This is a genomic window from Mycobacterium sp. 236(2023) (genome assembly GCF_029623955.1).
In the GTDB taxonomy this organism is placed as follows: Bacteria; Actinomycetota; Actinomycetes; order Mycobacteriales; family Mycobacteriaceae; genus Mycobacterium.
Genome location: NZ_JARSBP010000003.1, coordinates 255846 through 277250 on the forward strand (window position 1 = coordinate 255846; position 21405 = coordinate 277250).

Sequence of the window (21405 nt, forward strand, 5' to 3'; positions counted from 1 at the left end):
TAAGCAAGCACTTGCTTGGTACGCTAGCACAGTGACTGACGCCGTCGACAGTGCCGCTGCGGGCATCACTCTGGGATTGACCGGACGCGTCGTGCTCGTCACCGGCGGTGTTCGCGGCGTCGGCGCAGGAATCAGCCGCGTGTTCGCCGACCAGGGCGCCACCGTCGTGACATGCGCACGCCGTCCGGTCGACGGTTCGCCATACGAGTTCCGCCCGTGCGACATCCGTGACGACGATTCGGTCAAAGCCCTCATCGACGGGATCGTCGCCGACCACGGCCGCCTCGACATCGTCGTGAACAACGCAGGCGGATCGCCCTACGTGCTCGCCGCCGACGCATCGGCGAAGTTCAGCACAAAGATTCTCCAGCTGAACCTTCTTGGTGCGCTCTCCGTCTCCACCCACGCCAATGCTGCGATGCAGAGCCAAGATTCGGGCGGCTCCGTCATCAACATCTCCAGCGTCAGTGGTCATCGGCCCACGCCGGGGACCGCTGCCTACGGGGCGGCCAAGGCCGGGATCGACAACCTGACCGCGACCCTCGCGGTGGAGTGGGCTCCGAAGGTGCGGGTCAACTCCGTCGTCGTCGGGATGGTCGAGACCGAACAGTCCGAACTGTTCTACGGCGACGCCGACTCGATCGCCGCGATATCGAAGAATGTGCCGCTCGGCCGGCTGGCCAAGCCGGAGGACATCGGCTGGGCGACAGCGTTTCTCGCCTCGCCGGCCGCGTCTTACATCAGTGGTGCCTCGCTCGAGGTACACGGGGGCGGGGAACCGCCGCATTACCTGTCGACCACGACTGCCGACATCAAATAGGAGATACGACAATGGGATTGCTCGACGGCCGCGTGGTCATCGTGACGGGTGCGGGTGGCGGAATCGGCCGGGCGCACGCCCTGGCCTTCGCTGCCGAGGGAGCGCGCGTCGTCGTCAACGACATCGGCGTCGGCCTCGACGGCTCACCCGCGGGCGGCGGCAGCGCCGCTCAGACCGTCGTCGACGAGATCGTCGCTGCCGGAGGCGAAGCCGTCACCAGCGGCGCCAACGTGGCGGACTGGGCCCAGGCCGAAGGGCTCATCCAGACCGCCGTCGACTCCTTCGGCGGACTCGACGTTCTCGTCAACAACGCGGGCATCGTGCGCGACCGGATGTTCGCCAACACCAGCGAAGAAGAATTCGACGCCGTCACCGCAGTGCATCTCAAGGGCCACTTCGCCACGATGAAGCACGCCGCGGCCTACTGGCGTGCGAAGTCCAAGGCCGGTGACACCGTCGACGCGCGCATCATCAACACCAGCTCCGGCGCCGGCCTGCAGGGCAGTGTCGGGCAAGCCAATTACAGTGCCGCCAAAGCAGGTATCGCCGCGCTCACGCTCGTCGCCGCCGCCGAGATGGGGCGCTACGGCGTCAGTGTCAACGCGATCGCGCCCTCGGCGCGCACCCGGATGACCGAAACCGTGTTCGCAGACATGATGTCCACGCAGGACAAGGATTTCGACGCGATGGCGCCCGAGAACATCTCTCCGCTGGTCGTTTGGCTCGGTTCCGTCGAGTCCCGCGACGTCACCGGCAAGATGTTCGAGGTCGAGGGCGGCAAGATCCGCGTGGCCGAGGGATGGGCTCACGGCCCGGAGACCGACAAGGGCGCTCAGTGGGATCCCGCCGAACTCGGCCCCGTCGTGACCGGCCTACTCGCCAAGGCGCGGCCGGCGGTTCCCGTCTACGGGGCCTAATTCCCGGACTCTGGACTCCTCAGTGCCCGTTGTTGAACATCCGGTTGCTCGCCAGCTCCGCGAGATCACGCAGCGTCGTCACATGACCGGAGGTCCATTCCCGCGGGCTTGTGTCCCAGACGCAGAGCGTGCCGAGCGCGTGCTCGTCGGCATCAATGAGCGGGATACCCAAGTAGGAGACGACGGTGCCGTCGGCGACGGCAGGGTTGTACTTGAGCACCGGGTCGACTCTCGCGTCGGCGATCACCAACGGCTGACCGGACGCGACGGCGTACTGGCAGACCGAGCGGTCGATGGAGGTCTGGCGTTCCTTCGGGTCTTCAGTCGCCGAGCCGTGAAGGCTCACGAAGAACTGGCGGTCGCGGTCGACCAGTGAGATGGCAGCACCGGGCGCCGCCAGTGCTTCGGCGGCCATGTCGGCAATGCGGTCGTAAATCCGTTCGCGCGGGGCATCCATGAGACCGGTGGCGTACAGGGCCTTCAACCGCCTCGGGTCCGCCACCACTGATTCCGGTCCGGCAGCCTCGTCGGCGGCGGCGATATTGGCGTTGGAGAGGTGCGCCAGCAAATCTGCGGTGTCTTCCTGGCGGCGTGTGACATCGGTTATTAGTCGCGCCGCGACAGCGTGGGCGACGTAGGCGTCAACCGACTGGTCGGCTTGCGCTGCCTGTTCTTCAACCAGGCGGTTGAGCCAGGCGTCGAAGCCGGGAAGTGGGATCACCCGTCAACGATAAGCGAGCAACGGCGTTACGCGCGCAGTTGTGGAAATTGAGTGCGAAAACGGTGGTCTGGCGAATCGTCAGCGCCCCCGTCCCGGTCGCAGCAAACCGGTCAGGCCGGGTCGCAGATCAGAATCGGGATCTTGCGGTCGGTGTAGGACCGGTAATTGACGAAGTCCGGATAGATTGCGTCCAGCTTGGGCCAGTACTCGTCGCGTTCGGCGTCGGTCGCATCGCGCGCGACGAGGTCGAGCTTCTCGTTCTTGATCTGGAACGTGACCTTCGGATTGGCCTGAATGTTCAAGTACCACATGGGGTTCGTGGCACGGCCCCCCTGCGAGGCGACCAGCAGGATCCGGTCTCCCTCGCGAAGGAACAGCAGCGGGCTGTCCCTGGGCTCGCCGGACTTGCGGCCGATCGTCGTCAGAATTCCGACCGGCGGGGGAGCGGAGAATCGGTTGGACCCGCCGCGCCAGTTGTAGCCGATGCGGCCACCGGTCGCCTTGTAGGCCCAGGTGTTGAATTTCGACATCCATTTGATGCCGACGCCGACAGCTTTCGAGTTGAGACCTTCGACCTGCTTGGCGCTCAGGGGTTTCGGTGGTTGGGCCATGGCGTGACCTTAGCTGTTCACGAACGGACGGATGGAGGCGTTGATGTGGTGGATCTGGGCTCGGCCGGACGGGTCGTCGGCCGGGATCAGGAACGTCTCGTCGATGCGGGCGCCGACGCTGCGGCCCGCCAGGCTCGGCTTGGTCGACAGCTCGAATCGCGCCCGCACGGTGTCGCCGTCGACGGTGAACTCCGGCGCCGACACCGCCTTGATCACCTTGTACTGCAGTCCGTTGTTCAGGCTGCGGCGCAGGTGGTCGCCCGAAAAGCCCGTCTTCAGCCCGATCTCGACCCGGGTGCAGCCAGGCGCGAACGGTACGTCGTCGGCCTGATGGGTGGCCAGCGCGGTGATGTACGCCTGCGCCGCTGCTATGCGGTCTGCAACTGGAATCATCGGCGATACCACCTTAAATCCGCTCGATGATCGTTCCCGTGGACAGCGCACCGCCGGCGCACATCGTGATCAGTGCGGTGCTCTTGTCGGTGCGCTCCAACTCGTGCAGCGCCGTGGTGATCAGGCGGCTGCCGGTGCTGCCGACGGGATGGCCGAGCGCGATCGCGCCCCCGTTGACGTTGACGGTGTCCATGTCGGGTTCGTGGACCTGGGCCCAGGACAGCACCACGGACGCGAAGGCCTCGTTGATCTCGGTGATGTCGATGTCGCCGATCTTCATGCCGGCTTTCTCCAGCACCTTCGCCGTGGACTGCACGGGGCCGTCGAGGTGGTAGTACGGCTCGGCGCCGACAAGCGCCTGGCTGACGATGCGGGCACGCGGCTTCAGCCCGAGCGCTTTGGCCTTGTCCTCATCCATCCACAGCACGGCTGCGGCGCCATCGGAGATCTGTGACGACGTACCCGCAGTGTGGATCGCGCCTTCCATCACGGGCTTCAGCGACGCCAACCCCTCGAGTGTGGTGTCGCGCAGGCCCTGGTCCTTGGACACGATGTGGCGCTCGCTGGTGGGCTGCTTGTTCTCGTCGAGCACGGGGGCCTCGATGCCGCTGATCTCGCGGTCGAACCGGCCCTCGGCCCAGGCCTGCTTGGCCTTGCGCTGGGAATCGAAACCGAACCGGTCGATGTCCTCGCGAGTGATGCCGCGCCGCTTGGCGATTCGCTCGGCGGCGGTGAACTGGTCGGGTAGGTCGATGTCCCACGACGCGGGACGGATGATGCTGCGGTCGGGGCCCGCGTTCGCGCCGAGCCCGACGCGGCTCATCGCCTCGATGCCACATGCGATGCCGATGTCGATGGCGCCTGCGGCGATCAGGCCCGCGATCAGGCCGTTGGCCTGCTGGCCGCTGCCACACTGGCAGTCGACGGTCATGGCTCCCACGTGGTCGGGAAGTCCCGCCACCAGCCACCCGACCCGGGTGATGTTGTTGGACTGCTCGCCGAACTGCGTGACGCAGCCGCCGATGACCTGCTCGACGGTTCCGGCATCGATGCCGGCCTTCTCGACGAGAGCCTTCTGCGTGGCACCGAGCAACTCGGTGGCGTGCAGACCGGACAGCCAGCCGTTGCGCTTGCCGATGGGGCTGCGGGTGGCTTCGACGATGACAGGGGTACCCATTCCGTCAGGCTAGAACACGTTTCATAAGCCTGACAAGCTGCGATGCGGTCACACCTTTGATCTGCGGAGAAGGCATGTTTTACTGGCACTAGAACACGTTGCAATTGAGGAGAGCTTCCCCATGCCTGGCCCTAACTCGTGCCCCGTCGCCCCTGACTTCGATTTCCTCGACGCCAACCTGAACCTCGAACGCCTCCCGGTTGAGGAGCTTGCGGAACTGCGCAAGTCCGAGCCTATCCACTGGGTCGACGTACCCGGCGGCACGGGAGGCTTCGGTGACAAAGGTTATTGGTTGGTCACCAAGCACGCCGACGTGAAAGAGGTGTCGAAGCGCAGCGACGTGTTCGGCAGCTCACCCGACGGCGCCATTCCGGTGTGGCCGCAGGGCATGGAGCGCTCCGCGATCGACCTGCAGAAGGCCGTGCTGCTGAACATGGATGCGCCGCAGCACACCCGGCTGCGCAAGATCATCTCCCGTGGCTTCACGCCGCGCGCCGTCGGGCGCCTCGAGGACGAATTGCGGGCCCGCGCCAAGAAGATCGCCGAGACGGCTGCCGCCGAGGGCACCGGCGACTTCGTCGAGCAGGTGTCGTGCGAGCTGCCTCTGCAGGCCATCGCCGAGTTGCTCGGTGTGCCGCAAGACGACCGCGACAAGCTATTCCGCTGGTCCAACGAGATGACCGCGGGTGAAGACCCCGAGTACGCCGACGTCGACCCGGCGATGTCCTCGTTCGAGCTGATCACCTATGCGATGAAGATGGCCGAGGAGCGGGCGAAGAACCCCACCGAGGACATCGTGACCAAGCTGATCGAGGCCGACATCGACGGGGAGAAGCTCTCCGACGACGAGTTCGGTTTCTTCGTCGTCATGCTCGCAGTCGCCGGTAACGAGACCACTCGCAACTCGATCACGCACGGCATGATCGGGTTCATGCAGCACCCCGAACAGTGGGAGCTGTACAAGAAGGAGCGCCCGGAGACCGCCGCCGACGAGGTTGTCCGCTGGGCCACCCCGGTGTCGGCGTTCCAGCGCACCGCCCTCGAGGACACCGAGCTGTCCGGTGTGAAGATCAAGAAGGGGGAGCGAGTGGTGATGTCCTACCGCTCGGCCAACTTCGACGACGAGGTGTTCGAGAATCCGCATTCGTTCGACGTCATGCGCAGCCCGAACCCTCACGTCGGGTTCGGCGGCACCGGTGCGCACTACTGCATCGGTGCCAACCTGGCCAAGATGACGATCAACCTGATCTTCAACGCCGTCGCCGACGCGATGCCCGACCTGAAGCCGATCGGCGAGCCGGAGCGGTTGATGTCGGGGTGGCTCAACGGGATCAAGCACTGGCAGGTCGACTACACCGGCAAATGCCCGGTCCAGCACTAGTTCTGCAGTAGCGCTAAGACTCAAGGAGGAGTCGGGTGGATTTCAGCCCAGACGAGGGGCAGCAGGCTGTCGCCGATGTGGTGACGTCCGTGCTCGATCGTGACAACAGTTGGGACGCACTGGTTTCCGGTGGCGTGGCCGCGCTCGGGGTGCCCGAGCGCCTGGGCGGCGACGGTGTCGGTCTCGCCGAGATCGCCACCGCGCTCACCGAGATCGGCAGGCACGGGACGACCGGGGCGGCGCTGCCGACCCTGGGCGCGACCGTGGTGCTGCTCGATCTGGCCTCCGAGTCGCAGCAGGACCGCTACCTGGCCGGTGTTGCGAAGGGCTCGGTGCTGAGTCTCGCGCTCAGCGAGCCCGGTGCACCACTGCCCGATCGTCCTGTCACCACGCTGTCGGGTGGAAAGCTCAACGGCACCAAGATCGCGGTCGGCTCTGCTGCACAAGCGGATTGGCTCGTGGTCACGGCCGACACCGGTGTCGTCGTGGTCTCGGCCAAGGCCGACGGTGTCGCGGTAACCCCGACGCCGACAGCCAACGGCAGTGACGAAGCCTCGGTCACGTTCACCGATGTCACGGTCGCCGAGGACGACGTGTTGTCCGGCGCCGACGCGACCCGCGTCAATCAATTGGCTCTGGCTGCCATCGGCGCCTTCGCCGCCGGTCTGGTCGCAGGCGCTGTGCGGCTCACCGCCGACTACGTGGGCGGCCGTGAACAGTTCGGAAAGCCGCTGTCGACATTCCAGACGGTCGCCGCTCAGCTGGCGGAGGTGTACATCGCCTCGCGGACAATCACTTTGGCGTCCAATGCGGTGACGTGGGCGCTGTCGGAGGGGCGGGACGCCGGGTCGGACCTCGACATCCTCGGCTATTGGGTGACCTCGGAGGCGCCGCCGGCGATGCAGCTCTGCCACCACCTGCACGGTGGCATGGGCATGGACATCGACTACCCGATGGACCGCTACTACTCCACGATCAAAGACTTGACCCGGCTGCTCGGCGGGCGAGCACACCGTCTGGATCTGGTGGGAGCCTGATATGTACATCGAACTGACTCCGGAGCAGAAGCAGCTGCAAGCTGAACTGCGCGAGTACTTCTCGAACCTGATCTCCCCCGAGGAGAACAAGGCCATGGAGAAGGATCGCCACAACGAGACTTATCGCACCGTGATCAAGCGGATGGGTACCGACGGCAAGCTCGGTGTGGGCTGGCCGAAAGAGTTCGGCGGCCTGGGTTTCGGCCCGATCGAGCAGTCGATCTTCGTCAACGAGGCGCAACGCGCGGACGTCCCGCTCCCCGCCGTGACACTGCAGACGGTCGGGCCGACGCTGCAGCAGTACGGCACGGAGGAGCAGAAGAAGAAGTTCCTGCCCGCGATCCTCGCCGGAGACGTGCACTTCGCGATCGGCTACACCGAGCCGGAGGCCGGGACCGATCTCGCATCGCTGCGTACGACGGCGGTCAAACAGGGCGATGAATACATCGTCAACGGGCAGAAGGTCTTCACCACCGGTGGTCACGACGCCGACTACGTCTGGCTGGCTGTCCGAACCGACCCGAGTGCGGTGAAGCACAAAGGCATTTCGATCCTCATCGTGGACACCAAGGATCCCGGCTACTCCTGGACGCCGATGATCCTGTCCGACGGCGCACACCACACCAACGCCACGTACTACAGCGACGTCCGGGTGCCTGCCGACATGCTCGTCGGCGAGGAGAACGGTGGCTGGCGTCTGATCACCACGCAGCTCAACAACGAGCGCGTCATGCTCGGCCCGGCGGGAAGAGTCGGCTCCCTATACGACCGCGTGCACGAGTGGGCCTCGAAACCCGGTGGTAACGGCGACGTTCCGATCGAGCACGCCGACGTGAAGCGGTCACTCGGTGAGCTCAAGGCGTTGTGGCGCATCAACGAACTGCTCAACTGGCAGGTCGCTGCGGCAGGCGAGAACATCGACGTCGCGGATGCCGCGGCCACCAAGGTGTTCGGCACCGAACGCATCCAGTACGCGGGCCGGCTGGCCGAGGAGATCGTCGGCAAGTACGGCAACCCGGCAGATCCAGAGACCGCGGAGTTGTTGCGGTGGCTGGATTCTCAGACCAAGCGGAACCTGGTCATCACGTTCGGTGGTGGCGTCAACGAGGTGATGCGCGAAATGATCGCCGCCGCAGGCCTGAAGGTGCCGAGGGTACCCAGGTGACAAGTACGGCAGACCTGCAATCCGGTATCGACACGATCAAAGCGGCGGGTAAGAGCGAGCCGCGCAACGCGCCGGACCCGGTGAACCAACCGATGATCCGCCACTGGGTGGATGCGCTCGGCGACAAGAATCCGATCTACGTCGACGAGGAAGCGGCCAGGGCGGCTGGGCATCCCGGTGTCGTGGCACCGCCGGCGATGATCCAGGTGTGGACGATGGGCGGCCTGGGTGAAGGGCGTTCCGACGACGACCCGCTGTCGAAGATGATGGCGCTGTTCGACGACGCGGGCTACGTCGGTGTGGTCGCGACGAACTGTGAGCAGACGTACCACCGGTACGTGCGGCCGGGCGAACAACTCGCCATCCACGCCGAGATCACCGACGTCGTCGGGCCGAAGCGGACCGCGCTCGGTGAGGGGTTCTTCATCAACCAGTTGATCACGTGGACCGTTCCCGACGGGGAGCGTGTCGCGGAGATGAACTGGCGCATCATGAAATTCCGACCTGCCGACAATGACAAGCCTGTCAGCGAGGTGCCCGCGGATCTCGATCCCGACAAGCTGATGCGCCCGGCATCGTCGCGGGACACCAAGTTCTTCTGGGACGGCGTCAACGCCCACGAACTGCGGCTGCAGAAACGTCCCGACGGCACGCTGCAGCACCCGCCGGTCCCCGCGGTGTGGAAGCCCAAAGAGGAGACGACCGACTACGTCGTGTCCAGCGGCGACGGCACGGTGTTCAGCTACGTCGTGCACCACGCCCCGAAAGTGCCCGGCCGCACCCTGCCGTTCGTCATCGCCCTCGTCGAACTCGACGAAGGCATCAGGATGCTCGGCGAACTCCGTGGCGTGGACCCCGAAGCCGTGGAGATCGGAATGCCGGTGCGCGCAACCTATATCGACTTCCCGGACAGTGAGATCAGCCCGGCCTGGACGCTGTATGCATGGGAGCCGCGAGCATGAGCGCACCGACAGTGGAGGTGGGCACGAAGCTGCCCGAACTCAAGCTCTACGGCGATCCGACGTTCATCGTGTCGACGGCCATCGCAACACGCGACTACCAGGACGTGCACCACGACCGGGACAAGGCGCAGGCCAAGGGTTCCAAGGACATCTTCGTCAACATCCTGACCGACACCGGCCTCGTGCAGCGCTACGTCACCGACTGGGCAGGCCCGACAGCGGTCATCAAATCGATCGGGCTGCGCCTCGGCGTGCCGTGGTACGCCTACGACACCGTGACGTTCAGCGGTGAGGTGACCGCCATCGAGGATGGACTGGTGACGCTGAAGGTCACCGGGAGCAACAGCCTCGGTAACCACGTGATCGCAACGGCCACAATCACTTTCGGAGGTCCTGCATGACCGGCGGCCTGTCCGGCAAGTCGGCGATCGCCGGCATCGGTGCCACCGATTTCTCGAAGAACTCGGGCCGCAGTGAACTGCGGCTGGCCGCGGAGGCGGTGCTCGACGCTCTCGACGACGCCGGGCTTGCCCCTTCCGACGTCGACGGCCTCGTCACCTTCACGATGGATTCCAACCTCGAGACCGCCGTGGCCCGCGCCACCGGTATCGGGGACCTCAAGTTCTTCAGCCAGATCGGCTACGGCGGTGGCGCCGCCGCTGCGACGGTGCAGCAGGCGGCCCTCGCCGTCGCGACCGGCGTGGCCGAGGTCGTCGTCGCCTACCGAGCATTCAACGAGCGCTCGGAGTTCCGGTTCGGCCAGGTGATGACGGGGCTGACCGTCAACGCGGATTCCCGCGGCGTGGAATACAGCTGGTCCTATCCGCACGGACTCAGCACCCCCGCGGCCTCCGTGGCGATGATCGCTCAGCGATACATGCACGAATACGGCGCGACCAGTGCCGATTTCGGTGCGGTGTCCGTCGCGGACCGCAAGCACGCGGCCAACAACCCGAAGGCCCATTTCTACGGCAAGCCGATCACCATCGAGGATCATCAGAATTCGCGGTGGATTGCGGAGCCGCTTCGACTGCTGGACTGCTGCCAGGAGACCGACGGTGGCGTGGCGATCGTCGTGACGACACCCGAACGCGCCAGGGATCTGAAGCACCGGCCCGCGATCATCGAGGCCGCGGCGCAGGCGGCCGGCGCTGACCAGTTCACGATGTACTCGTACTACCGCGAGGAGCTCGGACTGCCCGAGATGGGTCTGGTCGGTGACCAGCTCTGGGCACAGTCCGGCCTGACGCCGACGGACATCCAAACGGCGATCCTGTATGACCACTTCACGCCGTACACGCTGATCCAGCTCGAGGAGCTCGGATTCTGCGGCAAGGGCGAGGCGAAAGATTTCATCGCCGGAGGCGCCATCGAACTCGGCGGCAAGCTTCCGATCAACACGCACGGCGGACAGCTCGGGGAGGCCTACATCCACGGGATGAACGGCATCGCCGAAGGTGTGCGCCAATTGCGCGGCACGTCGGTCAACCCGGTGCCCGATGTCGAGCACGTCCTGGTCACCGCCGGTACCGGGGTGCCGACGTCGGGACTGATCCTCGGCTGAAAGCCGATTCGCGGGCACCGTGGCGAGGTGTGCCTCGCACGATCCGGCGCGCACGGCAACTACCCTTGGCCAAATGAGTTCGCGTGAACCGAATCCCGACGACGAGGACACCGGGCCGCTTCACGTCGGCAGGGTTGATGCGCCGCAGGCCGGCCCGCCTGAGCCGCGGTACAACGCGCCGATGTCGGTGAACCCTCGAATCGTGCAGCGCGATCGCAGGCCTGTCGTCCCGGTGGCTGCGGTGGCAGTAGGTGTGATTGCCCTCGGCGCGCTCGCGTGGGCTTTCTGGCCGTCATCGGGTGATGGCGACGGTTCCGTGACCGCCACGACGACGACCGCCGAGGGCGAATCGCAGCAGGAGGCCGAGAGCCGACTGCTGGGGATGGTGCCGAAGGGGTATGCCGAAGGAGCCTGTGAGGTCGTCGTCCCCGTCAAAGGTGCTGTGGCTCAGGTCAGTTGCGAGAAGAACGACGATAACGGTGGGCCGCTGACCGCCACCTACTCGCTTGCCCGCGACGGTGACTCCCTCACGGAACTGTTCGACGAGGTCCTGGGCACGACGTCGGTCGTGAACTGCCCGGGCAACATTCAGTCGCCGGGCCCATGGCGTCGCAACGCGACTCCCGATCAGGCCGCCGGAACCCTGATGTGCGGCTTCCAGCAGACCAAGCCGACGGTGGCATGGACCACCGACGCCGACCTGTTGATGAGCGAGGTCCAGTCCGGTCCCCAAGGGCCCAACATGGTGCAGCTGTACACCTGGTGGGCGTCGCATTCCTGAGCGGCCCTGAAACGAGCCGTGCCGCCTGCGTGGCAGGCGGCACGAACCCTTAGATCCAGAATCGTCAGGCAGGCGGTGCGGGCACCACGACCGTCGTGGTGGGTGCACCAGGGGCGGGCGCCGGCTGGGCCGGGGCCTGGGTAGCCGGCGCAGCACCCTCAGGCAGCGGCGTTCCCGAGCTGCCCTGCGGCGCAGGGGTGACCGCGGCTGGAACCGGCGCAGGAAGCGCCTCGGCCGGGGCGGCACCTTCCGGCAGCGGAGTGCCCGCGCTGCCCTCTGGGAGCGGCGTTCCGGCGCTGCCCTCCGGCAGAGGTGTTCCCGAGCTACCTTCTGGCAGTGGCGTCCCCGCGCTGCCCGCAGGCACTGCTGTCGGGGTCGCGCCCTCAGGGGCAGGCGTTGCGGAAGCCGGAGCCGCACCCGGGGTCTCCGGGGTGGTGGTCTCGGCAGTGTCCGAGGAGGCCGGTGCCTCTCCGGTGCCGTATGACGCCGAGCCACTCCCCGAGCCGGCTGCCGCGGCAGGCGGGGCGGGCGGGGCCTCCAGCCAGAGCAGCTGTTCACCCTCACCGGTGCTGTAGAAGACGCTGTCGGGCGCCTCACCGGTGACGTCGAAGTAGATCTTGCCCGAGGTCTTCTGTCCCTGAGCCAGCGTCGACGGGTTGACGCCCTGCTCGCTGGCCACGCCAAACAGCACTCGGTAGGTGTCGCCGTTGTGCGCGCGGGCGTTGAGGTTCGAGACGATCGGTGTGACCGTGCCGGAGACCGCTTCATCGCTTGCGGTGGCTTCCCACAAGGTGCCGACCGGCTGGTACGGGATGGCATCAGTGCTGGGCTTGAGGTGACTGACGGTCCAGTGCTGGACGACGTCGCCGTTGACGATCTCGCCGGGTTGTCCGAGCCACTGCACCTCGGCGTCCGCCGTGGCGACAGGTGCTCCCGCGAACGCCACTGCGGCTGCCGCCGTCGTGGTGAAAGCGGCCAATACGGGCTTGATCTTCACGCGTGTTCCTCCTGGTTTCGTTGAGCGAGCAGCGAGGGGGTCCCCTCGAGCAAAGTAACAGCCCCGTGACAGGGGCCAAGGCACCGGCCCGATCCGCTAGCTCCGCAAGCCGGGTGCTAACACCGTGCACAACCAGCACTTCCACGGCGTTGAACTGGGCTGACGGAACTTTGCGTCCGGGTGATTCCACGCGTGCGACGCCACTGGCTTCGGTCGGCCCGGCGCCGGTCGACAGGCGTTCGGGGAGCGGCAAGTCGCTAGCAAACGCAAGTATCTGCCGTCGGAGGCGTGTGCCGGTCGCGGGCGATATCGAACCGGCTACGCGGTTGCTGAAAATTTACCACCCTGTCGATATGTATGATGACCGGCATTTCGCGCTATGTAATCCCGCTTTGCGCAGATCACCTGTGACAGTTGTGATGCCCGATGCGAATGGTGTTTCGCGTGCCCGCCGCGCGACGGTTCGGCGGTATCGCCGCCCTTTTCGCTCGATGGCTAGCAGGAAGCGTCCAGAAGGTGAAGCCTTGAAATAGGGGCCAGCAAAAGTCGGAAATCTGGCCGCGGCTCTGGTAAGACTAGCTACGCGTTGCCTGGCGCTGATGCTTTGGCGACTCCAAACCACGGACCTACTCCTCAGGGGGGCACCACAATGGCAAGGCACGCCAACAAGAGCGATCGCTCGGCGGCAATCCGTAACTATCTGGGCGCCGGTATCACGGCGGGTGTCGCGGGGGCGGCACTCGCGGGCGTCGGCGCACTGACGCTGATCGACGACGCGCAGGCACCCACCGAAGTTCAGGTGCAGCTCGTCTCGAACGAAGAAGACATCGTCTGGCTGCAGCTCAATGCGGGCAGCGACCACAAGACCGGGCCGGTTTCGGTGGCCACCCCGCTCGGCGAGGCTGCCACGGCCAACGGATTCTTCCGGCCCATCATCGGCCCGGGCGGCTGGCTGATCGGTGACGGCCTCGACGCCAACGCTGACTGCGAGGGCGCAGCCTGCAACGGCGGCGACGGCGGCTTCCTGTTCGGCAGCGGCGGCGCCGGAGCCAAGGGTGGCACGGGTGGCGACGCCGGCCTGTGGGGCGGCAACGGCGGTGCGGGCGGCCGGGGTGTCGACGCCGTGTACGACGCGCAGGGCAACAAGACCTCGTCGGCCACCGCAGGCGGCAAGGGCGGGTCCGGCGGCCTCTTCGGGACGGGCGGCGCGGGTGGCCGCGGCGGCGACGACGACAACGAGTCCAACTTCACGGGCGACAACGCGTCCAAGAACGACGCGACCGGCGGCGCCGGCGGTGCCGGCGGGTCGAGCAACTTCGGCTCGTCTGGCGAGGGTGGCCGCGGCGGCGACGCCGATTCGATCAACGGAAACGCAACCGGCGGTAAGGGTGGCAACGGCGGCCGGTCGGCCTACGGCACGCCGTCCGACGCCGGCGACGGTGGAGACGCCTCCGCCGAAGCGGACGGCAAGACGGCAACCGGCGGTGCCGGCGGCACCGGTGGTCGCAGCACCGGCGGCACCGGAGGCAAGGGCGGTCGGGGCGGCTCCGGCCTGGGATACGAGGACGCGGACGCCGTGGGCGGCAAGGGCGGTGAAGGCGGCGGCACCACGTCCGGCACTGGCGGCGAGGGTGGCGAGGGCGGCCTCGCGGAAAGCCTGGACGGTAACGCGACGGGTGGCTCCGGAGGCACGGGCGGCAACGGCGGTGTCATCGGCGACGGCGGCAAGGGCGGCAAGGGTGGCAACGGCACCGGCGGCGTTCCCGACGAAGAGGACGGCCCCGTGGGCAGCGGCAACGGCACCGGCGGCAAGGGCGGCACCGGCGGTGTCGGCGGTGACACCTTCGGCAACGGTGGTGACGGTGGCAACGGCGGCGACGGTGACACCGACGGTGCCGGCAAGGCGACGGCCGGTGCCGGTGGCACCGGTGGGTCGAAGGGCGCCATCGGCCGTGACGGTGCTGACGGCAGCCCCGGCTCGGCAGGCAGCGGCGGCGGGTCTGAGACTCCCTCCACCTAGCAGTTAGGCACACGACCAGCGGGTCCATCGGCATCGCCGGTGGGCCCGCTGTTTTATTTGCCAATGATCAAAAGCTTTGGCGGACGAGCATTTTCACGGTGCCCGGCGGGTATGATCGCGGCGTGTCGGATTCCGCAGCTTCCAGCCGTTCAAACCCACTCGTCATCGCAGCACTGGTCATCGCAGTGGCAGCCCTGGCCATCTCGGTGTGGTCCTTCGTGAGTTCGCCCTCGGGCGGCGAAGATACGTCGTCGTCGGATGACACCTCGGCCGCCGCCGGTCAGTCCGGCGATCCCAAGGCCGATGTCTGCTCCGCCTTCTCGCTGGTGCGCAACGCGGTCTCTCTGCAGACGAATGCGAACCTCGGGCCCGATCCGGTGGCCACCCAGGTGGTCGCGGCCAACGCGCGCCTCGCGACGCTCGGTGGCGGTCAGTTCCTGCTGTCCCGACTCGAAGGCGATGTGCCGACGGAGCTGGCCGACGCGGTCCGGTCCTTTGCGAACAACCTGGAGTTCATCGGAATGGGCCAACTTGCCGGTGCGCCGGGTGACGACCCCAGTCAGGTCAACCGGATGAACGATGCGCAGGCGACGTCCAACAAGATCACCGAGCTCTGCAAGTAGCCGGTGTCAGGCCGGGGTGAACTCCACCCCGGCCAGCGCGACGGCGTTGTCCCGTTCGGGGGCGGTCACCGTTGCGGTGTAAGAGTTGTCGCCCTTCCAGACACTGACTTGCAGCGTCTCGCCGGGGAACACGACACCGGCCATCCGCGCGCCGTAGGACTTGAGCGCGCTGACGTCGCCGTCGAGCAGGTTGTCCACCAGAGCTTTGCAGGTCATGCCGTACGTGCACAGCCCGTGCAGGATCGGGCGGGGAAAGCCCGCGGCAGAAGCGAAATCCGGGTCGGAATGCAGCGGGTTGCGATCTCCACACATGCGGTAGAGCAGCGCCTGCTGCGGCGACGTCGGAACGCTCAGGACGAAGTCCGGCTCGCGCTCCGGAGCAGCCGATGACGTCGAGGGACCCCGGTCTCCGCCGAAGCCACCCTCGCCCCGCGCGAAGATCGAACGCTTCTGCGTCCACAACAACGTGCCGTCGGGGTCTTTGACTTCAGTCTCGGACCAGATGACGGCCGCCTTGCCCTTGTCCCAGATCTCGGTGAACCGGGTGACGGCGATGCCGGTGCCCGACGCGGGGATGGGGCCGGGAACGGTGACAGCCTCGCTGGCGTGCAGCACCTTGCTCAGCTCGATGTCGATACCGGGGAACTTCACGGCCGGCGGGTCGGTCATGTGGAAGCTTTGCGCCACGTTGCCGAAAGTCGGTAATACCTGCGGGGTTTCGTCGAGCAGATACCGCAGTTCACGCTTGTCCATCGGGTCGCCGCCGGCGCCGAGTCCCAGGTGGTATAGCTGGATATCGCTACTGCTCCATGAGAATTCGGCCGGAGGCAGTTCTGCGCCGATTGCCTCGTCGAGGTTGATGGGCACGCTTAGTCCTTCCCTGCCAGATGGAGCGCGGCGAGGTAGCCGAATGTCATCGCGGGGCCGATGGTTCCGCCGGGTCCAGGGTAGGTGTGCCCCATCACCGGTGCGCTGACGTTACCGGCAGCGTAGAGACCTTCGATGATCGAGCCGTCGTCGCGCAGCGCGCGACCCTGCACGTCGGTAACGATTCCGCCCTTGGTGCCGAGATCGCCCGGCACCATCTTGGCCGCATAGAACGGACCGTTGACGATCTCGCCGAGGTTCGGATTCGGCTTGTTGGTGGGGTCGCCGTAGTAGCGGTCGTAGGCGCTTTCGCCCCGCTTGAAATCCGCGTCCACGCCGGACCGGGCGAAGCCGTTGAACCGCTCGACCGTCGCCTTGAATGCGTCTGCGGGCAGGCCGGTCTTCTGCGCCAACTCGTCGAGGGTGTCGGCCTTGACGATGACGCCGGACTCCATCCACTTCTTCGGAATACGTTGTCCTGGTTGCAGACCCGCGAAGATGTAGCGATCGCGATACTGCTGGTCGAAGACCAGCCAGGCGGGAATGTTCTCGCCGGGGCCCGGACCCTGGCCGAACTGGCCGCCGTACATGTGGTGGCACGCCTCGACATAGGGCATCGACTCGTTCATGAATCGCTTGCCCGCCATGTTCACGATGATCGAACCGGGGGAGTTACGCTCCGACAACGCGAACCACGGGGCGTCGACCAGCGGGACTGTCGGGCCCCACCACGCGTCCTCCATGACATCCAATGCGGCACCGAGCTTTTCGGCGGCAAGAATCCCGTCGCCGGTGTTGGCGACGGCGCCGACCGTCCACTCCGTGGTGATCGGAGCGCGCTGGTACTTCACCCGCATCTGCTCGTTGTGTTCGAAGCCGCCGCTGCCGAGAATGACGCCGCGGCGCGCCCGGATCAGCCGTGGCTCAGCGCTTTCCGGCCCTGTCGTATCACGAACGTAGATGCCCTTGACCACGCCGTCCTCGACGTACAGGTCGGTCAGCGCGGTGTTCAGCATCACCGGCACACCGGCCTTCTGCAGGCCGATGCGCAGCGGGGCGATCAGGGCACGGCCCATGCCCACCAAGTTCTTTCGGGTCGCATTCGCCCAGACCGAGCGCACCCCGACCTTGACGCTGCGCAGCAGTCCGCGCGGGTGCCGCTTGAGCTGGTTGAGCCGCACGTAATCCTGCTGCATCACCACCATGTTCAGCGGCACCTTGCCGTACGGCGGCTCCAGGCCCTTCTCGTCGGGGCCGAGCTTGCGCGCGTTGAACGGCTTCGGCTCCACAGAACGTCCGGTGGCCTTGCCGCCCGCCGTCTCCGGGTAGTAATCCGAATAGTTCGGCACCCAGCACAACTTGAGCGGGGAGTTCTTCAGCACGAAGGACAACATCTCGGGGCCGCGCTGCAGGTAGGTGTCGATCTTCTCCGCGGGCACCACGTCGCCGACGATGGTGTGCAGGTAGGTGCGGGCTGCCTCCGCGGTATCGGAGACGCCGTCCCGCTTGAGGACCTCGTTGTTCGGAATCCACACGCCACCGCCCGAACGTGCCGTGGAACCGCCATAGTGCGGGGCCTTCTCAACGACTACTGTCGAGAGGCCCTGGTGGGCCGCAGTGAGGGCGGCAACCATGCCGGCGGCGCCGCTGCCCACCACGACGACGTCATACTCCTGCTCCGTCATGTAGAACACGTTATAGAATTGCCCGGCCGACTAACAACTGTGCCGGTCGACGACACTTAGGGGAATTCACGAAATGTTGTCCGCGCAGGTGCGTGACAAGCTGGCCGCCGACCTCGCGCAGGCCGAACGAAGCCGCGTACCGATCTCACCGCTGACCGATGCGCATCCCGATATCGACGTGGTCGATGCCTACGAGATTCAGCTGATCAACATCCGTCAGCGCGTCGCTGAGGGCGCCCGGGTGATCGGGCACAAGGTGGGTCTGTCGTCGGAAGCCATGCAGAAGATGATGAACGTCGACGAGCCTGATTACGGGCACCTGCTGGAGGAGATGCAGGTCTTCGAGGATCAACCGGTGACATCGGGTCGGTTCCTGTATCCGCGCGTCGAGGTCGAGGTCGGCTTCATCCTGTCCGACGATCTGCCCGGTGCCGGGTGCACCGAGGACGACGTGCTGGCCGCGACCGCGGCCTTCGCCCCGGCGATCGAACTCATCGACACCCGCATCACCAACTGGCAGATCAAGTTGTGCGACACGATTGCCGACAACGCATCGTCGGCGGGCTGGGTGCTGGGCGAGGCTCGCGTGTCGCCGAAAGACATCGACATCAAGAACATCGACGCGGTGCTCACCAACAACGGTGAGGTCGTTGCCGAGGGCCGCAGCGATGCGGTGCTGGGAAACCCGGTCACCGCGGTCGCGTGGCTGGCCCGCAAAGTCGAGAGTTTCGGCGTCCGGCTCAAGGCCGGCGACATCGTGCTGCCGGGGTCGTGTACCCGTGCGATAGATGCACCTCCGGGCAGCCATTTCGTCGCCGACTTCGCCGGGTTAGGTTCAGTACGACTGGATTTCGAATAGGAGCCGTGCATGGCTGACAAATTGTCCGTAGCGATCGTCGGGTCGGGGAACATCAGCACCGATCTGCTCTATAAGTTGTTGCGCTCGGAATGGCTTGAGCCGCGCTGGATGATCGGTATCGACCCCGAGAGCGAAGGGCTGGCCCGCGCTCGCAAGTTGGGCCTGGAAACGTCGCACGAAGGTGTGGACTGGCTGCTGGGGCTCGATGAGAAGCCCGACATGGTGTTCGAGGCCACGAGCGCCTACGTGCACCGCGACGCCGCGCCGCGCTACGAAGAGGCGGGCATCCGGGCGATCGACCTGACCCCTGCCGCGGTCGGGCCCGGGGTGATCCCGCCGGCGAACCTGCGCGCGCACCTTGATGCGCCGAACGTGAACATGGTGACCTGCGGTGGCCAGGCGACGATCCCGATGGTCTATGCCGTGTCCCGTGTGGTGGATGTGCCCTATGCCGAGATCGTCGCGTCGGTGTCGTCGGCATCGGCGGGTCCGGGCACGCGCGCCAACATCGACGAGTTCACGAAGACGACCAGCGCGGGTGTGCAGAACATCGGTGGCGCCGCGCGGGGCAAGGCGATCATCATTCTGAACCCGGCTGAGCCGCCAATGATCATGCGCGACACCATCTTCTGCGCGATTCCCCCCGATGCCGACCACGCCGCGATCACGCAGTCGATCAAGGATGTCGTCGCCGAGGTGCAGACGTACGTCCCCGGCTATCGGTTGCTCAACGAGCCGCAGTTCGACGAGCCCTCGATCGTCAATGGCGGCAACCACGTCGTCACGACGTTCGTCGAAGTGGAGGGTGCCGGTGACTACCTGCCGCCGTATGCGGGAAATCTGGACATCATGACCGCCGCGGCCACCAAGGTCGGCGAAGAGATCGCCAAGGAACGTGTGTCGGCGACGGCAGCAGGAGGCCAGGCATGAGCACCGAAGAGATCTACTTCAACCCGATCTGGGACGTCCGGATGACGGACACGTCGTTGCGCGACGGGAGTCATCACAAGCGGCATCAGTTCACCAAAGACGAGGTCGGTTCGATCGTCGCCGCGCTGGATGAGGCCGGGGTTCCGGTCATCGAGGTCACCCACGGCGACGGACTGGGCGGGTCGAGCTTCAACTACGGCTTCTCCAAGACGCCCGAGCAGGAGCTGATCAAGCTCGCCGCCGAGACGGCCAAAGAGTCCAAGATCGCCTTCCTGATGCTGCCCGGCGTGGGCACCAAAGAAGACATCAAGGAAGCCCAGAACAACGGCGGCTCCATCTGCCGCATCGCCACGCACTGCACCGAGGCCGACGTCTCGATCCAGCACTTCGGGCTCGCGCGTGAACTCGGGCTGGAGACCGTGGGCTTCCTGATGATGAGCCACACCATCTCCCCGGACAAGCTCGCCAAACAGGCGCGCATCATGGCCGACGCCGGATGCCAGTGCGTCTACGTCGTCGACTCCGCGGGTGCGCTGGTCCTCGAAGGTGTGGCCGATCGCGTGTCAGCGTTGGTCGCCGAATTGGGTGACGACGCGCAGGTCGGTTTCCACGGTCATGAGAACCTCGGGCTCGGTGTCGCCAACAGCATCGAGGCGGTCCGCGCCGGCGCCAAGCAGATCGACGGTAGCTGCCGGCGGTTCGGTGCGGGTGCGGGCAACGCTCCGGTCGAAGCGCTCATCGGCGTCTTCGACAAGATCGGTGTCAAGACCGGCATCGACTTCTTCGACATCGCCGACGCCGCCGAAGAGGTCGTCGCGCCCGCGATGCCGGCCGAGTGCCTGCTCGATCGCAACGCCCTGATCATGGGCTACTCGGGCGTCTACTCGAGCTTCCTCAAGCACGCCATCCGCCAGTCCGAACGCTACGGCGTGCCCGCCCACAAGCTGCTGCACCGCGCCGGCCAGCGCAAGCTCATCGGCGGCCAAGAAGACCAACTCATCGACATCGCGCTGGAGATCAAGCGCGAGATGGAAGCTGCCGGCTGATCCAGCCGGCCAGCAGCTCGTTGAAGCGGTCGGGCTCCTCCCACATCGGACAGTGGCCGCTGTCGTCGAATACGTGGAGTTCGGCGTCGGCAAGGGCTCCGCTGAGCCACTCCGCGGACGCCAGCTTGACCACCTTCTCGTCGGCACCCCAGACGAGCAGATGCGGTACGCCGGAACCCTGCAGGAATCCGCGGTAGTCGCGCAGCGTCTGGTCGGCGAGGATCACGGTGCCCGGATTCGGCTCCATCTTGGTGATCTCTGCCAGCAGCAGCGCGGCGTCCTCGTCGGGAACCGGATCCTTGAACATCTCGGGGACGAACTCGCCGAAGAACCCGGAGAAATCGGACTGCATCGCGTCGACGTACTCACCGAGTACGTCCGGGTCGGCGATGCCGTACGGCCAGTCCGGACGTGTCAGGTCGGCGGGCCCCTGAGACACGACCGCCAGCCGGCTCAACCGGTCCGTGCCGAACTGGCGCAGGTGGTCCCACCAGACGAACGAGCCCATCGACCACCCCACACCGGTGACGTCGTGCAGGTCGAGCCCGAGCATCAGGTCGTGCAGATCGCGGGCGTACTGCGCGACGGTGTTGCCCGTCGGCGAGGTGGGCGAGTCGCCGTGCGACCGCAGATCGACCGCGACGACCCGATGGTGGCGCGACAGCGCTTCCACGTTGCGTGTGAAGAACGCACTCGTCATGCACACGCCGTGCACCAGAAGCACCACCGGGCCGCTGCCCTTGTCCAGATAGGCCATTCGGGCGCCGTCGGGCAGCGTGAATTCGCGCTTGTCGGGGTCGATCACCCCCTCACCTAACACGCTCGGTGTCGGACGCGCAGGGCATGCTG

General features: G+C 66.2%; 22 protein-coding genes. 14 read left to right on the forward strand and 8 right to left on the reverse strand.

The window, feature by feature from the left end; genetic code table 11:
* The first annotated feature begins 31 nt into the window (after positions 1-31).
* On the forward strand, positions 32-820 hold the full coding sequence (locus P9A17_RS12325; protein WP_278038929.1) for an SDR family oxidoreductase: 789 nt from the start codon (positions 32-34) through the stop codon (positions 818-820).
* Between the two features lie 11 nt (positions 821-831).
* Complete coding sequence (locus P9A17_RS12330; protein WP_278038930.1) at positions 832-1737, forward strand: SDR family oxidoreductase; 906 nt, start codon at positions 832-834, stop codon at positions 1735-1737.
* Positions 1738-1756: 19 nt separating this feature from the next.
* On the opposite strand, the gene P9A17_RS12335 is transcribed toward P9A17_RS12330, so the two are convergent.
* The 4 genes from P9A17_RS12335 to P9A17_RS12350 all read right to left on the reverse strand — a co-directional run bounded on the left by P9A17_RS12335 (position 1757) and on the right by P9A17_RS12350 (position 4639).
* Positions 1757-2458, reverse strand: coding sequence for a GAF domain-containing protein (locus P9A17_RS12335; RefSeq protein WP_278038931.1), 702 nt, complete (start codon positions 2456-2458; stop codon positions 1757-1759).
* 110 nt (positions 2459-2568) lie between these two features.
* A complete protein-coding gene (locus P9A17_RS12340; RefSeq protein ID WP_278038932.1) occupies positions 2569-3069 on the reverse strand; it encodes a nitroreductase family deazaflavin-dependent oxidoreductase in 501 nt (166 codons plus the stop codon).
* A 9-nt stretch (positions 3070-3078) separates the two neighbouring features.
* Positions 3079-3462 carry a hypothetical protein gene (locus P9A17_RS12345; RefSeq protein ID WP_278038933.1) on the reverse strand — a complete coding sequence of 128 codons (384 nt, stop codon included), beginning with the start codon at positions 3460-3462 and terminating at the stop codon, positions 3079-3081.
* Positions 3463-3475: 13 nt separating this feature from the next.
* Entirely contained in the window at positions 3476-4639 is a 1164-nt protein-coding gene (locus tag P9A17_RS12350; RefSeq protein WP_278038934.1) for a steroid 3-ketoacyl-CoA thiolase, read from the reverse strand.
* Between the two features lie 121 nt (positions 4640-4760).
* Here P9A17_RS12350 and P9A17_RS12355 point away from each other — a divergent pair, with 121 nt between their 5' ends.
* From P9A17_RS12355 to P9A17_RS12385, 7 genes are all read left to right on the forward strand, one after another.
* Positions 4761-6020 carry a cytochrome P450 gene (locus P9A17_RS12355; protein WP_278038935.1) on the forward strand — a complete coding sequence of 420 codons (1260 nt, stop codon included), beginning with the start codon at positions 4761-4763 and terminating at the stop codon, positions 6018-6020.
* A gap of 35 nt (positions 6021-6055) precedes the next feature.
* Entirely contained in the window at positions 6056-7057 is a 1002-nt protein-coding gene (locus P9A17_RS12360; RefSeq protein WP_278038936.1) for an acyl-CoA dehydrogenase family protein, read from the forward strand.
* A gap of 1 nt (position 7058) precedes the next feature.
* On the forward strand, positions 7059-8222 hold the full coding sequence (gene fadE29 / locus P9A17_RS12365) for an acyl-CoA dehydrogenase FadE29 (protein WP_278038937.1): 1164 nt from the start codon (positions 7059-7061) through the stop codon (positions 8220-8222).
* Positions 8219-9184: a bifunctional MaoC family dehydratase N-terminal/OB-fold nucleic acid binding domain-containing protein gene (locus tag P9A17_RS12370; protein ID WP_278038938.1), complete on the forward strand. Its 966-nt coding sequence runs from the start codon at positions 8219-8221 to the stop codon at positions 9182-9184. The genes fadE29 and P9A17_RS12370 overlap by 4 nt, the downstream gene beginning before the upstream one ends.
* Positions 9181-9585: a MaoC family dehydratase gene (locus P9A17_RS12375; RefSeq protein ID WP_278038939.1), complete on the forward strand. Its 405-nt coding sequence runs from the start codon at positions 9181-9183 to the stop codon at positions 9583-9585. Before P9A17_RS12370 ends, P9A17_RS12375 begins: the two co-directional genes overlap by 4 nt.
* The gene (locus P9A17_RS12380) at positions 9582-10748 is read left to right on the forward strand and encodes a lipid-transfer protein (protein WP_278038940.1); all 1167 of its coding nucleotides are present in this window, start codon (positions 9582-9584) and stop codon (positions 10746-10748) included. Before P9A17_RS12375 ends, P9A17_RS12380 begins: the two co-directional genes overlap by 4 nt.
* Before the next feature lie 73 nt (positions 10749-10821).
* A complete protein-coding gene (locus tag P9A17_RS12385) occupies positions 10822-11529 on the forward strand; it encodes a hypothetical protein (RefSeq protein ID WP_278038941.1) in 708 nt (235 codons plus the stop codon).
* A 64-nt stretch (positions 11530-11593) separates the two neighbouring features.
* On the opposite strand, the gene P9A17_RS12390 is transcribed toward P9A17_RS12385, so the two are convergent.
* Complete coding sequence (locus tag P9A17_RS12390; RefSeq protein ID WP_278038943.1) at positions 11594-12526, reverse strand: MPT63 family protein; 933 nt, start codon at positions 12524-12526, stop codon at positions 11594-11596.
* A 649-nt stretch (positions 12527-13175) separates the two neighbouring features.
* On the opposite strand from P9A17_RS12390, the gene P9A17_RS12395 reads away from it, so the two are divergent.
* On the forward strand, positions 13176-14546 hold the full coding sequence (locus tag P9A17_RS12395; RefSeq protein ID WP_278038944.1) for a hypothetical protein: 1371 nt from the start codon (positions 13176-13178) through the stop codon (positions 14544-14546).
* A gap of 122 nt (positions 14547-14668) precedes the next feature.
* Positions 14669-15169 carry a hypothetical protein gene (locus P9A17_RS12400; RefSeq protein WP_278038945.1) on the forward strand — a complete coding sequence of 167 codons (501 nt, stop codon included), beginning with the start codon at positions 14669-14671 and terminating at the stop codon, positions 15167-15169.
* A 6-nt stretch (positions 15170-15175) separates the two neighbouring features.
* Here P9A17_RS12400 and P9A17_RS12405 read toward each other — a convergent pair whose 3' ends face one another.
* Positions 15176-16036 (reverse strand): MaoC family dehydratase, encoded by an 861-nt coding sequence (locus tag P9A17_RS12405; protein ID WP_278038946.1) that lies wholly within the window; start codon positions 16034-16036, stop codon positions 15176-15178.
* A gap of 2 nt (positions 16037-16038) precedes the next feature.
* Positions 16039-17721, reverse strand: coding sequence for a 3-oxosteroid 1-dehydrogenase (kstD, locus tag P9A17_RS12410; RefSeq protein ID WP_278038947.1), 1683 nt, complete (start codon positions 17719-17721; stop codon positions 16039-16041).
* A gap of 73 nt (positions 17722-17794) precedes the next feature.
* Here kstD and P9A17_RS12415 point away from each other — a divergent pair, with 73 nt between their 5' ends.
* Genes P9A17_RS12415 through dmpG form a run of 3 tightly spaced genes read left to right on the forward strand, consistent with a single transcriptional unit; the run spans position 17795 to position 20556 of the window.
* Entirely contained in the window at positions 17795-18580 is a 786-nt protein-coding gene (locus P9A17_RS12415; protein WP_278038948.1) for a 2-keto-4-pentenoate hydratase, read from the forward strand.
* 9 nt (positions 18581-18589) lie between these two features.
* The gene (locus P9A17_RS12420) at positions 18590-19510 is read left to right on the forward strand and encodes an acetaldehyde dehydrogenase (acetylating) (RefSeq protein WP_278038949.1); all 921 of its coding nucleotides are present in this window, start codon (positions 18590-18592) and stop codon (positions 19508-19510) included.
* Positions 19507-20556, forward strand: a complete 1050-nt coding sequence (gene dmpG, locus P9A17_RS12425; RefSeq protein WP_278038950.1) for a 4-hydroxy-2-oxovalerate aldolase — start codon at positions 19507-19509, stop codon at positions 20554-20556. Before P9A17_RS12420 ends, dmpG begins: the two co-directional genes overlap by 4 nt.
* On the opposite strand, the gene P9A17_RS12430 is transcribed toward dmpG, so the two are convergent.
* Complete coding sequence (locus tag P9A17_RS12430; protein WP_278038951.1) at positions 20528-21361, reverse strand: alpha/beta hydrolase; 834 nt, start codon at positions 21359-21361, stop codon at positions 20528-20530. The genes dmpG and P9A17_RS12430 overlap by 29 nt on opposite strands.
* Positions 21362-21405 lie beyond the last annotated feature (44 nt).

Coding starts and splice junctions, on each gene's coding strand:
- P9A17_RS12330 (WP_278038930.1), top strand. CDS start 832: ATGGGATTGCTCGACGGCCGCGTGGTCATCGTGACGGGTGCGGGTGGC.
- P9A17_RS12340 (WP_278038932.1), bottom strand. CDS start 3,069: ATGGCCCAACCACCGAAACCCCTGAGCGCCAAGCAGGTCGAAGGTCTC.
- P9A17_RS12345 (WP_278038933.1), bottom strand. CDS start 3,462: ATGATTCCAGTTGCAGACCGCATAGCAGCGGCGCAGGCGTACATCACC.
- P9A17_RS12350 (WP_278038934.1), bottom strand. CDS start 4,639: ATGGGTACCCCTGTCATCGTCGAAGCCACCCGCAGCCCCATCGGCAAG.
- P9A17_RS12355 (WP_278038935.1), top strand. CDS start 4,761: ATGCCTGGCCCTAACTCGTGCCCCGTCGCCCCTGACTTCGATTTCCTC.
- fadE29 (WP_278038937.1), top strand. CDS start 7,059: ATGTACATCGAACTGACTCCGGAGCAGAAGCAGCTGCAAGCTGAACTG.
- P9A17_RS12375 (WP_278038939.1), top strand. CDS start 9,181: ATGAGCGCACCGACAGTGGAGGTGGGCACGAAGCTGCCCGAACTCAAG.
- P9A17_RS12380 (WP_278038940.1), top strand. CDS start 9,582: ATGACCGGCGGCCTGTCCGGCAAGTCGGCGATCGCCGGCATCGGTGCC.
- P9A17_RS12385 (WP_278038941.1), top strand. CDS start 10,822: ATGAGTTCGCGTGAACCGAATCCCGACGACGAGGACACCGGGCCGCTT.
- P9A17_RS12395 (WP_278038944.1), top strand. CDS start 13,176: ATGGCAAGGCACGCCAACAAGAGCGATCGCTCGGCGGCAATCCGTAAC.
- kstD (WP_278038947.1), bottom strand. CDS start 17,721: ATGACGGAGCAGGAGTATGACGTCGTCGTGGTGGGCAGCGGCGCCGCC.
- P9A17_RS12415 (WP_278038948.1), top strand. CDS start 17,795: ATGTTGTCCGCGCAGGTGCGTGACAAGCTGGCCGCCGACCTCGCGCAG.
- P9A17_RS12420 (WP_278038949.1), top strand. CDS start 18,590: ATGGCTGACAAATTGTCCGTAGCGATCGTCGGGTCGGGGAACATCAGC.
- dmpG (WP_278038950.1), top strand. CDS start 19,507: ATGAGCACCGAAGAGATCTACTTCAACCCGATCTGGGACGTCCGGATG.